Source organism: Roseomonas sp. CECT 9278 (assembly GCF_918698155.1).
Taxonomy (GTDB): Bacteria; Pseudomonadota; Alphaproteobacteria; order Acetobacterales; family Acetobacteraceae; genus Neoroseomonas.
In genome coordinates this window covers 155,067-167,887 of sequence record NZ_CAKKLX010000008.1, presented here as the reverse complement: position 1 = coordinate 167,887, position 12,821 = coordinate 155,067, and the positions used below count along the sequence as shown (strand labels likewise).

General features: G+C 71.5%; 14 protein-coding genes and 2 tRNA genes. 6 read left to right on the top strand and 10 right to left on the bottom strand.

The annotated features are described in order from the left end of the window. The coding region (locus tag LQ222_RS08135) for a Hint domain-containing protein (RefSeq protein WP_230165671.1) at nucleotides 1-477 on the bottom strand (477 nt) is incomplete at its 3' end. Between the two features lie 117 nt (nucleotides 478-594). Beyond that, complete coding sequence (locus tag LQ222_RS08130) at nucleotides 595-1,068, bottom strand: MarR family winged helix-turn-helix transcriptional regulator (protein WP_230165669.1); 474 nt, start codon at nucleotides 1,066-1,068, stop codon at nucleotides 595-597. A gap of 137 nt (nucleotides 1,069-1,205) precedes the next feature. Between LQ222_RS08130 and LQ222_RS08125 the strand changes: the two genes are divergently transcribed. Together LQ222_RS08125 and LQ222_RS08120 are read left to right on the top strand one after the other, a co-directional pair. Further along, a complete protein-coding gene (locus LQ222_RS08125) occupies nucleotides 1,206-1,631 on the top strand; it encodes an organic hydroperoxide resistance protein (protein ID WP_230165668.1) in 426 nt (141 codons plus the stop codon). A 27-nt stretch (nucleotides 1,632-1,658) separates the two neighbouring features. Next, on the top strand, nucleotides 1,659-2,453 hold the full coding sequence (locus tag LQ222_RS08120) for an alpha/beta hydrolase (RefSeq protein ID WP_230165667.1): 795 nt from the start codon (nucleotides 1,659-1,661) through the stop codon (nucleotides 2,451-2,453). A gap of 63 nt (nucleotides 2,454-2,516) precedes the next feature. Here LQ222_RS08120 and LQ222_RS08115 read toward each other — a convergent pair. The 5 genes from LQ222_RS08115 to LQ222_RS08095 form a co-directional block, all read right to left on the bottom strand. Continuing rightward, nucleotides 2,517-2,593: transfer RNA gene (locus tag LQ222_RS08115), tRNA-Arg, on the bottom strand. 31 nt (nucleotides 2,594-2,624) lie between these two features. After that, nucleotides 2,625-2,948 (bottom strand): ETC complex I subunit, encoded by a 324-nt coding sequence (locus tag LQ222_RS08110; protein WP_230165666.1) that lies wholly within the window; start codon nucleotides 2,946-2,948, stop codon nucleotides 2,625-2,627. A 22-nt stretch (nucleotides 2,949-2,970) separates the two neighbouring features. After that, a tRNA-Pro gene (locus LQ222_RS08105) sits at nucleotides 2,971-3,044 on the bottom strand. A gap of 48 nt (nucleotides 3,045-3,092) precedes the next feature. Continuing rightward, entirely contained in the window at nucleotides 3,093-3,572 is a 480-nt protein-coding gene (locus tag LQ222_RS08100) for a DUF192 domain-containing protein (RefSeq protein WP_230165665.1), read from the bottom strand. 7 nt (nucleotides 3,573-3,579) lie between these two features. Continuing rightward, nucleotides 3,580-4,728: an acetoin utilization protein AcuC gene (locus LQ222_RS08095; RefSeq protein ID WP_230165664.1), complete on the bottom strand. Its 1,149-nt coding sequence runs from the start codon at nucleotides 4,726-4,728 to the stop codon at nucleotides 3,580-3,582. A 140-nt stretch (nucleotides 4,729-4,868) separates the two neighbouring features. Between LQ222_RS08095 and LQ222_RS08090 the strand changes: the two genes are divergently transcribed. After that, nucleotides 4,869-6,281, top strand: coding sequence for a hypothetical protein (locus tag LQ222_RS08090; protein ID WP_230165663.1), 1,413 nt, complete (start codon nucleotides 4,869-4,871; stop codon nucleotides 6,279-6,281). A gap of 130 nt (nucleotides 6,282-6,411) precedes the next feature. Here the strand turns inward: LQ222_RS08090 and prpB are convergent, their stop codons facing one another. Beyond that, nucleotides 6,412-7,332, bottom strand: a complete 921-nt coding sequence (gene prpB / locus LQ222_RS08085) for a methylisocitrate lyase (RefSeq protein WP_230165662.1) — start codon at nucleotides 7,330-7,332, stop codon at nucleotides 6,412-6,414. A 92-nt stretch (nucleotides 7,333-7,424) separates the two neighbouring features. Between prpB and LQ222_RS08080 the strand changes: the two genes are divergently transcribed. Beyond that, on the top strand, nucleotides 7,425-7,961 hold the full coding sequence (locus LQ222_RS08080; RefSeq protein WP_230165661.1) for a hypothetical protein: 537 nt from the start codon (nucleotides 7,425-7,427) through the stop codon (nucleotides 7,959-7,961). A gap of 15 nt (nucleotides 7,962-7,976) precedes the next feature. On the opposite strand, the gene LQ222_RS08075 is transcribed toward LQ222_RS08080, so the two are convergent. After that, nucleotides 7,977-9,554: an ABC transporter substrate-binding protein gene (locus LQ222_RS08075; protein WP_230165659.1), complete on the bottom strand. Its 1,578-nt coding sequence runs from the start codon at nucleotides 9,552-9,554 to the stop codon at nucleotides 7,977-7,979. Between the two features lie 85 nt (nucleotides 9,555-9,639). Continuing rightward, nucleotides 9,640-11,052 carry a sodium:proton antiporter gene (locus tag LQ222_RS08070; RefSeq protein ID WP_230165657.1) on the bottom strand — a complete coding sequence of 471 codons (1,413 nt, stop codon included), beginning with the start codon at nucleotides 11,050-11,052 and terminating at the stop codon, nucleotides 9,640-9,642. A 160-nt stretch (nucleotides 11,053-11,212) separates the two neighbouring features. On the opposite strand from LQ222_RS08070, the gene LQ222_RS08065 reads away from it, so the two are divergent. Further along, nucleotides 11,213-11,833: a carbon monoxide dehydrogenase subunit G gene (locus tag LQ222_RS08065; protein WP_230165655.1), complete on the top strand. Its 621-nt coding sequence runs from the start codon at nucleotides 11,213-11,215 to the stop codon at nucleotides 11,831-11,833. After that, entirely contained in the window at nucleotides 11,830-12,714 is an 885-nt protein-coding gene (locus LQ222_RS08060; RefSeq protein ID WP_230165654.1) for a MoxR family ATPase, read from the top strand. The genes LQ222_RS08065 and LQ222_RS08060 overlap by 4 nt, the downstream gene beginning before the upstream one ends. Nucleotides 12,715-12,821 lie beyond the last annotated feature (107 nt).

Below are 12,821 nucleotides of genomic sequence, written 5' to 3'. Positions count from 1 at the left end.
GGGCGGCGCGGGCGGCGGCGTGGCGGGGCACCAGCCCATCGCCTCGGCCCGCCAGGCGAGCATGGCGCGCAGCGCGGGCGGCGGGGCGCCGCGGGGCGCGCAATCGGGCAGGCCGGGCTCGGCGCGCGCCGTCTCGACCGCCAGGCCGGCGGCCAGCACCGCATCATGCGCGGCCAGCACGATCTGCACGACATCGACCGCGCCGTCGGCTTCGGCCAGGATCCCATGGCCGTCCACCAGGTCGCGCGCGGCGACCAGCAGGCCATCGACCAGCAGCGCATGGTCGGGCGGCAGGCGCAGGTCGTCCTGCGGGGCGCCATCGGCCATGGCGCCGGCCAGCACGCGCACGCAGGGACCCGGCAGCGTCACGCGGCGCGCCTCGACCAGCGGCTGGAACGGCGCACCGCCGCCCACCGCCAGCACCAGGGCGCCGGGCCGCAGCGCCTCGACCGGCACTTCGCCGGCCGGCGTCAGCACCGGCGTGCCGAGGGGAAGGCCGGTCAGGGGCGATGGCGTGTCGGGCAGCGCGCGGTGTCCTGCGGTCGGGGCGCCGCCACTTCGGCGCAGCAGCGCGCGGCGGTCAACTGGGACCGCTCAGGGCGGCATGGCGCCAGGCCGGCGGGCGGCCGCGGCATAGATGGACTCGCGCAGGGCGCGTACCTCGTGGTTCAGCGCCGCGAGGGCCTCCGGCGAGCGGCCGGCGGTGGCCAGCAGCGCCGCGCCGACGCAGCCGGCCCTTTCGCGCAAGGCGCGGCCGGCCGGGGTGAGCGCCACCACCACCTGGCGCTCATTGGCCGGATTGCGCGTGCGCGTGACCAGGCCGGCCGCCTCGAGCCGCTTCAGCAGCGGGGTCAGGGTGCTGGAGTCGAGCGCCAGGTGGTCGGCGATCGCGCCCACGGCCTGGCGGTCATCCCGCCAGAGCACGTTGAGCACGAGGTATTGCGGATAGGTCAGGCCAAGCCCGTCGAGCAGCGGCTTGTAGAGGCGCTGGATCGCCAGGCCGGCCGAATAGAGCCCGTAGCAGAGCTGGTCGTCGAGCGGCAGCGGGCCGTCATCTGGGGGCGTCATCGCGAGGATCCTGGTCGGCGAGCCGGAATGGGGTCGTGAAACATTATCGCGATAAAATTCCGCTGGACAAGGATCGGGTGCCCCGGTATGAACACTTATCGCGATAAGCATTATCGTGAATTTCCAGGAGATACCCCATGGACGTCCTGTATCGCACCGAAGCCACCGCCACCGGCGGGCGCACCGGCCGTGCCGCCACCGCCGACGGCGCCCTGGATGTCGCGCTGGTCACGCCGAAGGAACTGGGCGGACCCGGCGGCGCCGGCAACAACCCCGAGCAGCTGTTCGCCGCCGGCTATGCCGCCTGCTTCCTGGGCGCGCTGAAGTTCGTCGCCGGCCAGCGCAAGGTCCGCATCGCCGAGGACAGCACCGTCACCGCCGCCGTGGGCATCGGCAGGCGCGACGACGGCCAGGGCTTCGGCCTGGACGTGGCGCTGACCATCGCCCTGCCCGGCGTCGATCCCGCCGTGGCGCGCGCGCTGGTCGACCAGGCGCACATCGTCTGCCCGTATTCGCACGCCACGCGGGGCGGCCTCGATGTGCGCCTGTCGCTGGCCGCCTGACACCCCGAACACACAGGACATCATCCCATGACCACCACCCGTCGTGACCTCGTGGCCGCTGCCGCCGTCGCTGCCTCGATCGCCTCCGCCGCGCAGGCGCAGCCCGCCGGGCCGGCGCCGCGCACCGCGCCCGCCCGCAACATCGTGCTGGTGCATGGCGCCTTCGCCGATGGATCGGGCTGGCGCGGCGTGCATGCCGACCTGACGGCACGCGGCTACCGCGTGTCCATCGTGCAGAACCCGCTGACCTCGCTGGCCGACGACGTGGCCGCGACGCGCCGCGTGCTGGCCCGCCAGGACGGCCCGACCATCCTGGTCGGCCATTCCTACGGCGGCACCGTCATCACCGAGGCCGGCAACGACCCCAAGGTGGTGGGCCTGGTCTATGTCGCGGCCTTCGCCCCGGATGCCGGCCAGAGCACGGGCGAGCAACTCGCCGTGATCCCGCCGCCGCCGGAATTCGTCATCGAACCCCAGGCGGATGGCTTCGGCTTCCTGAACCTCGACCGCTTCAAGGCCGGCTTCGCGGCCGACCTGAGCGACGCCGACGCCGCCTTCCTGCGCGATTCGCAGGTGCCGATCGCGATGTCCGCCTTCGGCGAGCGGGTGAGCCAGGCCGCCTGGCGCAGCCGGCCGAGCTGGGCCGTGGTGCCCGCGCAGGACCGCGCGATCGACCCGCGCCTGCTGCACCAGACCGCCCGGCGCATCGGCGCCGAGACGCTGGAGCTGCAGGGCAGCCATGTGGTGTTCATCGCGCAGCCGCGCCCGGTGGCGGATGTGATCGACCGCGCGGCGCGCGGGCTGCGGCGCGCGGCTGAGTGATGCGCGGTGCGGCGGCATCCCGTGCGGGGTGCCGCCGGCCGGCTGGCCTTGGTCGGGAAGAAATGGCGCGCCCTGAGGGATTCGAACCCCCGACCCACGAGGTAGAAGCTCGTTGCTCTATCCAGCTGAGCTAAGGACGCGTCTCGTGCTGACTAGCACGGCGCGGGCGGGTCAGTGGGACCAGTTCTCGGCCCGGCCGAAGCGGAAATTCTCGGCATAGACCTTGGGCTTCATCGCGGCGCGCGCGGGCGCGGCCTCGACCTCGTAGGCGATGCCCTGCGCCTGGGCATAGGCCACCGCCTGGTCCCGCGTGTCGAAATGCAGGCGCAGCTGGCCCAGCATGTCGCCCGACCCATACCAGCCGGTCAGCGGGTCGATCGCCTTGGCCTCGGCCGGTTCGAACACCAGCATCCAGCCATGGGCCTTGGCGCGGCCGGACTGCATGGCCGATTTCGGCGGCTGGAAGATGCGGGCCAGGCCCTTGTGCTGCGCCATGCGCGCGGCTCCCTGCAAAGAATCGGGGCGACTGGATTCGAACCAGCGACCCCTTGGTCCCAAACCAAGTGCGCTACCAGACTGCGCTACGCCCCGTCGCGGCGCACCCTAGGGAGGGTGCCGCGCCGGGGCAAGCGCGGCGGTTCAGGGGGCGGTGCCGAAGATCCGGTGCAGCACCCGGTCGCCGGCGCTGATCCCCAGTTGCTCCGTGATGCCCGCGCGCAGCTCCAGCGTCGCGCGCACCGGCCCGCCGGAGGACACCGTCGCGAGCGACAGCGGCACCGTGCGTTCCGCGATGCGGTGGATGCGCCCATCCGCGGCGATGAACACCATGTCCAGGCTGGTGATGGTGTTGCGCATCCACATGCTGCTCTCGCGCGGGGTGCCCCAGTCGAACAGCATGCCCTCGTCGGGCTTCACCTCGGGGCGGAACATCAGGCCGATCATCTGGTGCTCGGGCGCCACCGCCATCTCGACCGTGAAGGGCAGCCGGCGGCCGTCGCGCAGCGCGATGACCAGCGGTTCGGTCGGCAGGCGCGGCTGCGGGCGGTCCACCCCCGGCTGCGCGCGCAGCGGCAGTGGCGACAGGGCGGCAAGGGCGAGGACGGCGCGGCGGAGGATCATGCCCCCGTCATGCCACGCCGGCGCGGTCGGCGGGAAGGCCGGCCAGGGCGGCGGCCGCGGCACGCCGCACCACGGCGCGCACCACGCCCGGGCGCGGTGCATCCGCCAGCGTGGTGAACCAATGCTCGGGCGGGTCGCGCCAGGCGGCGCGCGGCGCCAGGGCGCGATGAAACGCCAGCCCCCGCAGCACCGCCTCGGCCGCCGGCGGCAGGCGGTCGGGCATCGCATGCCCGGCCAGCACGCCCCAGACCCCGGCCCAGCAGCGCGCCACCGACCACGGGTTGTAGCCGCCCCCGCCCAGCACGATCAGCCGCGGCGCCAGGCCCATCACCGCCGCCACCACGGCGCGATGCGCCGCGTTGGACAGCGACAGCTTGGCCAGCGGGTCTTCCTCCAGCGCATCCGCGCCGCATTGGATCATGATCGCCTGCGGGCGCAGTCCGCGGATGATCGGCAGGATCGCCTCGTGCAGCACCCAGGCCATCTCGGTGTCGTTGAAGCCGGGCGGCACCGGGATATTGGCGGCATGGCCGCCGGCGCGGTCGTCGCCCGCGCCGGTGAAGGGCCAGCGCCCGGCCTCGTGGATGCTGAGGGTGAAGACGCGCGGATCGTCGTGGAAGGCATCCTGCACGCCATCGCCGTGATGCGCGTCGAGGTCGAGATAGACGATATTATTCAACCCCAGGTCGAGCCACGCCAGCAGCCCCAGCACGGCGTCGTTCAGGTAGCAGAAGCCGCTCGCGCGGTCGGGCCGGCCGTGATGCGTGCCGCCGCCGGGCACATGCACCACGCCGCCATCGGCAGTCAGTCGCGCCGCCAGCAGCGTGCCGCCCGCACCGGTCGCGGGGCGGGAGAACACCTCGCGGAACACCGGGTTGCCGTCGGCGCCGATGCGAAAGCGCGCGCGGTCCTCGGCGCTGACCGCCTGCGTGCGTTCGGCGCGCAGCAAGGCCTCCAGGTAGTCGCGGTCGTGGAAGCGCGCGAGGTCGTCGATGCCCGCGCGCGGGCTGTCGCGATACTGCGCCGCGTCCACCCAGCCCAGCGCCCGCACCAGGTCGAGCATGGTCGACACGCGCGGGATCGCGAGCGGATGCTTCGCCCCGTAGGTCGACCCGCGATAGATCTCGGAACCGATCAGGAGTGGCGTCATGGCCATGTCATGGGGCGTGCAGCATGGTCGGCCAATACAACCGCATGGACCGATGACGCGACCGCGATTAGCGTTCCGTCGCGTCCGCGATTCGGCCCGCGGCGCCGGCAGGGCGGCCCGGGCGCCCGCGTGGCTGGAGGTGGCCCTTGCGTTTCAGTGACCTGATCGTTGCCCTCGAGCTTATCTCGCGCCACGACGCGGACGAGGCGCTGGAGCGCCAGGCGCGCACCGGGCGGAAATTCGGCGAGGTGCTGGTCGAGCTCGGCATGCTCAGCGCCCACCAGGTGCACGAGCTGGAGGACGGGCTGCCCGCGCCGCCCGACAGCGTGCTCGAACTGGGCATCGAGCCGCGCATCGTCTTCGACATCATGGTGAAGTTCCTCAGCACCGCGGGCCAGGGCAATGCGGCGACCATCGCCGAGACGCTCGCGATCTCCCGCCGGCTTGCCTCGGTGCTGATCGAACAGGCGCGCGCGCAGGGCATCGTCGAGCTCAAGCCCGGCATCGTCGCGGGCGAATTGCGCATCGAACTGACGCCGCGCGGGCGGTCGATGGCGGTCGAGGCCTTCGCCAACAACGCCTATATCGGGCCGCTGCCGGTCTCGTTGAAGGAATATTCGGCGCGCGTGCTGCGCCAGACCATCCGCGGGGAGACCGTCACCGCCCATGCCGTGCTGCAGGCCATGCAGCCGCTGGTGGTCAACGAGGAACTGCTCGCCAAGGTCGGCATCGCCGCCAATGCGGGGCGCTCCATCCTGCTGTACGGCGCGCCGGGCAACGGCAAGACCTCGATCGCCGAACGCATGGTCAAGGTGTTCGGCGCCATGGTGCTGATCCCGCATTGCTTCGAGGTGGGCGGGCAGATCGTGAAAGTCTACGATCCGTCGGTGCACAAGCGCCTGGGCACGCGCATGGAGGCGACCATGGCCTCCTCCCTGCTGGCGGATGAATTCGACCCGCGCTGGATCCCCTGCCGGCGGCCCTTCGTGGCGGCGGGCGGCGAGCTCAGCCTGGACATGCTCGACCTGAAGTTCGAGGAGACGGCCCGCTTCTACGAGGCCCCGCTGCACGTGAAGGCGATGAACGGCGTGCTGCTGATCGACGATTTCGGCCGCCAGCTGGTGCGCCCGGAAGCCATGCTGAACCGCTGGGTCGTGCCGATGGACCGGCGCATCGACTTCCTGAAGCTGCATACCGGCCAGTCCTTCCAGATCCCCTTCGACCAGCTGCTGGTGTTCTCGACCAATCTCAGCCCACGCGACCTGATGGACCCGGCCTTCCTGCGGCGCCTGCCCTACAAGATCAACGTGCAGGGGCCCTCGCCGGAGGAATTCGCCTCGCTGCTGCGCTCCAACGCGGCCGAGCACGGCGTCGCCTATACCAACGAGGCGGTCGCCTACACGGTCCAGCAGGTGATGGGGCACGGGACGCCGCTGGCCTATTACCAGGCGACGGAAATCCCGCAGCAGATCGCCGATTTCTGCCAGTTCCTCAATCGCCCGCCGATCGCCGACGAGACGACGATCCGCTTCGCGCTCGGGAATTTGCTGGTCAGTTGATTCCTCAGGCGGCGGGCGGGCCGCATCGGCGGCCCTTGGCTTCGCGCCATGCGCCGGTGCGCGGCTGAAGGTCCGGGCGCGGTCGCGGATCGTGCCTGCGCACGATCCGTCAGGCCTGGTGGCGGCGCGCTCAGCCCTGCGGCATCCCCTCGGGCACCACCGTGCGGATCAGGCTGGCGTCCAGCGCCTCGTAGGCGTGGTAGCCGATCGTCTCGTACAGCTGCGCGCGGGTCTGCATGCGCCCGACCATGTTCTGCGTGCCGCCGTCGCGCCTGATCGCGCCGTACAGCTCCTCCATGCCGCGCGCGGCGACGCGCAGGTGGCTTACCGGCCAGATCACCATGGCGTAGCCCATCGCCTGGAACTCATCGGCGGTGAAGAAGGGCGTGCGGCCGAACTCGGTCATGTTCGCCAGCAGCTTCACGCCGGGCATGCGGGCCGCGAATTCCACGAACATCTCGCGGGTGGTCAGCGCCTCGGGGAAGATCGCATCCGCCCCGGCATCGAGGTACATCCGCGCGCGCGCCACCGCACCGTCGATCCCTTCGCTGGCCGCGGCATCGGTGCGCGCGATGATCACCAGGTGCCGGCGTGCCTTCCGCGCGGCCGCGACCTTCGCCGCCATGTCCTCGGCGGAGGCGAGCTTCTTGTCGTTCAGATGCCCGCACTTCTTGGGCAGCAGCTGGTCCTCCAGATGCACCGCCCCTGCCCCGGCTTCCTCGAAGCAGCGGACCATGTGCATGACGTTCAGCGCCTCGCCATAGCCGGTGTCGCCATCGACCAGCACCGGCAGGCCCGAGGCGCGCGCCACCTGGCGGATGTGCCAGGCCACGTCGTCCACCGTGATCATGCCGAGGTCCGGCAACCCCATGGTGGCGGACATCGCGGCACCGGACATGTACAGCGCCTCGAACCCCGCCTTCTGCGCCAGCAGCGCGGCGATCCCCAGATGCGCGCCGGGCATCTGCAGGATCCCCGGGCGATCCAGCAAGGCGCGGAAGCGCTGGCCGGCCGGCAGGTCAGGCAGGTCGGCACCGATCACGTAGGGCATGGCAGGGTCTTCTCCGGTAGGATGCGCTGAGGATAGGCCAGCCCGCCGGCGACGGAAACGCCAGGGGCCCGGCCGCGAGGGAGGGACCGCCCATGGGCCTGCGCCTGCGCTGGATCGCGGTGGCGGATGCGTCGCCGGCGGACGCCACCGCCCTGCTGGGCTTCGCGCACAGCGCGCAGCCCCTGCCCGGCGCGGGCTACGACATGCGGGACCTGCCGCTCGGCGCCGCGCTGCCCGGCCACTACCTGGTCCTCGAGGACGCGACGCAGAACCCGCCGCGGCTGCGCGATGCCGCGCTTGCGCAGGCGTCCCGGCGCTTCGACCTGCTGGCCGGCTTCGTCTTCGACGTGGTCGGCACCACCGACCTGGCGCTGTGGCGCGCGGGCGCGCTCGCCTGGCGCCTGACCTACGAAGGCCACGAGGACGCGGCCGAGCTGGTGGTCCGCGGCGACCCGCCGGGCGACCTCGCGGCCTGGCGCGCGGCGGCGGAGGACGACCACGACATCCCGTTGCGCGCCTCGGCCGCGCTGAGCGGCTTCCGGCCCGACGAGGACCAGGCCCTGCGCTTCGAAAGGCTGCGCCGTCCTGCGGCGTCCGGCTGGATCGCCCGCCTGCTGGGGCGCGGCTGACCCGGCCGGCCTGCCCTACCCCTTCCGCGCGTTCCAGAACACCGGCACGGTGCCGGTCAGCGCGCCCTGCACCTCGTTGCGCAGGCCCGAGGGGAAGCGGATGATCGACAGCGTCGCATAGGGCGCGTGTTCGAAAGCGAGGCGCTGCATCTCCAGCGCCGCTTGCCTCTGGACGGCGCGGTCGGTGGCGTTGAACCAGCGTTCGCGCGCCGCCTCGATCCCCGGCACGCTCGGCCAGCCGAACCAGGCATTCTCGCCATTGGCGCGCATCTGGACATTGGACGCAGGGTCGATCTGGTCGGCGCCTGTGAAGCCGGTGCAGAACACGTTCCACTGCCCCGGCGCCTTGTTGGCGCGCCGCTGCACCAGCGTGCCCCAGTCCATCGCGGCCAGCTCCACGTTCATGCCCATGCGCCGCATCAGGTCGTAGGAGAGCTGGCTCATGGCGACATTGTCCGGGATCTCGCTCGGCTGCATCACGATCACCTTCTCGCCGGCATAGCCCGACCGGCCGAGCGCGGCCTTCGCCGCCTCGATGTCGCCGCTCCGCAGCGGGGCGTTGAAGTCGTTGATCGCGCGCAGGTCGCCATAGGGCGTGCCGCAGGTGAAGAAGCTCGGGCAGACATCCTGCAATTCGGCATTGTTGCCCATGATCGCCAGGCCGTAGTCGCGCTGGTTGATGCCCAGCATCACCGCGCGGCGCACCGCGGCATTGTTGAAGGGCGGATGCAGGCAGTTGAAGCGCATCGTCATGAAGGTGCCGAGCGTGTTGCGCACGAACACGCGGGCGCCGCGGGACCGGCGGATCACCGGCACCACATCCGGCTGCATCTGGTCCCACCAATCGACCTCGCCGGTCTGCAAGGCGGCGGCGGCGGTCGAGGCATCGGGGATGAAGCGCAATTCGAAGCGGTCGAAATGCACGACCTTGCCGCCGGTGGTGCCGGACGGCGCCTCGTTGCGCGGCACGTAGCGGTCGTTCTTCGCATAGGCCGCGCCATGGCCCGGCCGCCATTCGTCGCGCAGGAAGCGGAACGGCCCGGAGCCGGTCGCGTCCGTGATCTGCTGGAAGGCATCGGTGCGCGCCACCCGTTCGGGCATGATGAAGGGCACGACCGAGCTGGGCTTGCCGAGCGCCGCCATGAACAGCGGGAAGGGTCGGCTCAGGCGGAAGGTGACGGTGCGGTCGTCGGTCGCGATCATCTCGGCGACCGCGGCGGCCCAGGCCTGGCCGAAGCCGTCGCGCTTGGACCATCGCGCCAGGCTGGCGATCACGTCCGGCGCGCGCACGGGTTCGTTGTCGTGGAAGCGCAGGCCCTCGCGCAGGCGCAGGGTCCAGGTCAGCCCGTCGGCGCTCGGCGCGGCGCCCTCGGCCATTTGCGGGCGGATGGCGTGCTCGGCATCGGTGCCGAACAGCGTGTCATAGACCAGGTAGCCGTGGTCGCGGACATTGAAGGCGGTGGTCCAGATCGGGTCGATGCTGCTGAGGTCGGCGAAGGGCACGAAGCGCAGCGTTCGCGCGCCGGAGGGCTGCGCGAAGGCGGGCGCCGCGAGGCCCGCGATACCGGTGGCAAGCAGCGTACGACGATGCATCCTGGCGTCCTCCCTGATACCGGCTTTTGGCAGACACCAGCACAGGCGATCCGGCGGATGCAACCGGATCGTCCATGGCGCGTGGTCAGAAGAAGATGAAGGTCACCAGCACGAACAGCGGGATCAGGAACACCACCGCCCAGCCGCAATAGCCGAAGAAGGAGGGCATGCGCTCGCCATTCTCCTCGACGATCGCCTTGACCATGAAGTTGGGCGCGTTGCCGATGTACGAATTGGCGCCCATGAACACCGCCCCGCAGGAGACCGCCGCCAGCGTCAGCGCGCCCTGGGTCATCAGGTAGTGCGGGTCGCCGCCGGCCAGGTTGAAGAACACCAGGTAGGTCGGCGCATTGTCGAGGAACGACGACAGCCCGCCCGCCAGCCAGAAATACACCCACGGGATCGGCTGCCCGGCCGCATCCGTGGTCAGCGCCACCAGCGGCGCCGCCGCGCCATCCGTCCCGGCGCGCAGGATCGCCAGCACCGGCGCCATGGTCACGAAAATGGCGGCGAACAGCTTCGCGACCTCGGCGATGGCGCCCCAGGCGAAGCCGTTCGCCTCGCGCAGTTCCGCGCTGGTCAGGCGCATCGACAGCCAGGCGATGCCGACGAACACCGCGATGCCCACCAGACGCTCGATCCCGATGGTCTCGCCCAGCAGATGCGCCTCGCCTGGCCGCCAATAGCCCTGCGCCAGCACCATCGCGACGACGGCGCCGATCAGCGCCAGGTTGACCAGCCCCTCGACGCGCAAGGGTTCGCCGGCGCCGCTGCCCGGCACGACCGGCTTCTCCCGCGCCCAGGCCAGGCTGTCGAGCAGGTAGTAAACCGCCAGCAGGATCACCGCGCAGACCACGAATTCCCAGAACAGGTGCGTGGTGGTCCAGAAGAACGACACGCCCTTCAGGAAGCCCAGATACAGCGGCGGATCGCCCAGCGGTGTCAGCGACCCGCCGATGTTGCTGACCAGGAAGATGAAGAAGACGAAGGTATGCGTCTTGCGCTTGCGGAAGGCATTGGCGCGCAGCACCGGGCGGATCAGCAGCATCGACGCCCCGGTGGTGCCCATGACCGACGCGATGACCGTGCCCAAGGCCAGCAGCGCCGTGTTGGTGGCCGGCGTGCCGACCAGCGCCCCCTTCAGCAGCACGCCGCCGCCCGTGACATACAGCGCCAGCAGCAGCGCGATGAACGGGACGTATTCCTGCAGCACGATGTGCCACACCTCGGCCGCCGCGACCTGCGGCCCGTAGGCGATGGCGAAGGGGATCACCAGCAGCGTCGCCCAGCCGGCGGCGATCTTGCCGTAGTGGTGGTGCCAGACATGCCCCGCCACCAGCGGCATCAGCGCGATCGACAGCAGCAGCCCGGCGAAGGGGATGCCCCAGGCGAGCGACAGGTGCGCCCCCGCCGCCCCCGCCGCGGCGGCGGGACCGGCGGTGGTGGCCAGGACCAGGCTCGCGGTGGCGGTCGCGACGATGGGGGGGCGCAGGCGCATTCTCGATCGGCTCTCCCGTTTCGGCCGGCGTGCCGTGCGGCCGGTTCCTGCCTTGCAGGATGATCGGCGGCACCACAAGGGGGCGCCCGCCTTTTCCGCCCCCCCCTTTTCCCCCCTGGGCCCCGGCCCTAGTTTGCCCCCCGAACAGGAGTGACCCCGAATGGACATGAGCGGCGAGCGCCGCATCCCCGCCGCCCGCCAGCGGGTCTGGGATGCGCTGAACGACCCCGAGATGCTGCGCGCCGCGATCCCCGGCTGCGAGAGCGTGACGCGCACCGCCGACGACGCCTTCGAGGCGAAGCTGGCGCTGAAGATCGGCCCCATGGCCGCCAAGTTCGGCGCCAAGGTGAAGCTCGAGAACATCAACGCCCCGGTCTCCTACACCATCTCCGGCGAGGGCAATGGCGGCGCCATGGGTTTCGCCAAGGGCGGCGCCGACGTCGCGCTGGATGAGATCGCGCCCGAGGAGACGCTGCTGCGCTACACGGTGAAGGCGCAGGTCGGCGGCAAGATGGCGCAGCTGGGCGCGCGGCTGATCGACAGCACGGCCAAGCAGATGTCCGACCAGTTCTTCGACCGCTTCGCCGCGGCGCTGACGCCGCCCGCGCCGGTGCCCGAGGCCGCGCCCGTCGCGGCGCCCGCCGCCGCGCGCGCGCCGCTCACCACGCCGGCCGGCATCTCGATCCTGGACCTGCTGCCCGAGGCGCCGATGGGCATCCCGCTGCTGGCCTGGGTCGGCGGCGCGGTGTGGCTGGTGATCCTGGCGCTGATGTTCCTGTGACGAGTCCTGCGACCGTCCAGGACACCCAGGCGCTGCTTGCGGCCGGCGGCTATGTCGCCGACCGCGCGCTCGCGACCACCATCCACCTGGCGCTGCGCATGGGCCGGCCGCTGTTCCTCGAAGGCGAGCCCGGGACCGGCAAGACCGAGATCGCGAAGGTGCTGGCCAGGATGCTGCCGCGCCACCTGGTGCGGCTGCAATGCTACGACGGGCTCGACCTGTCGGCCGCGGCCTATGAGTGGAACCACGCCAAGCAGCTGATGGCGATCCGCCTGGCCGAAGCCGCCGGCGAGACGGACCGCGAGGCGCTGGAACGCGGGATCTACGACCGCCGCTTCCTCCAGCCCCGCCCGCTGCTCCAGGCGCTGGAGGGCGCGCCCGCCGTGCTGCTGATCGACGAGCTCGACCGCGCCGACGAACCCTTCGAGGCCTTCCTGCTGGAAATCCTCGCCGACTTCCAGGTGACCATCCCCGAACTCGGCACCATCCGCGCCGCCACGCCGCCGGTCGTCGTCATCACGTCCAACCGGACCCGCGAAGTGCACGATGCGGTGCGCCGGCGCTGTCTGTACCATTGGGTGGATTACCCGGACGCCGCACGCGAACGCGCCATCCTCGCGCTGCGCGCGCCCGGCCTGCCCGAACGCCTGTCGGCGCAGATCGTCGCCTTCGTGCAGAAGGTCCGCGAGGGGGACTACTTCAAGCTGCCCGGCGTGGCGGAGACCATCGACTGGGCGCAGGCGCTCGCGGCACTTGACGCCAAGGAACTGGAGCCCGGCGCGGTCGATGAAACGCTCGGCGTGCTGCTGAAGTACCAGGACGACATCGCCAAGCTGCGCGGCGCGGAGGCCGCCCGGCTGCTGGCCGAGGCAGCCGGGTGAGAGCGCCACGATGCGGCTGACGCGCGCAGGCGCGACGGCGTCCACCACCCGCGCAGGCGCGGCGGCGTCCACCACGCGCGCAGGCGCGATGCCGTCCACCACGCGCG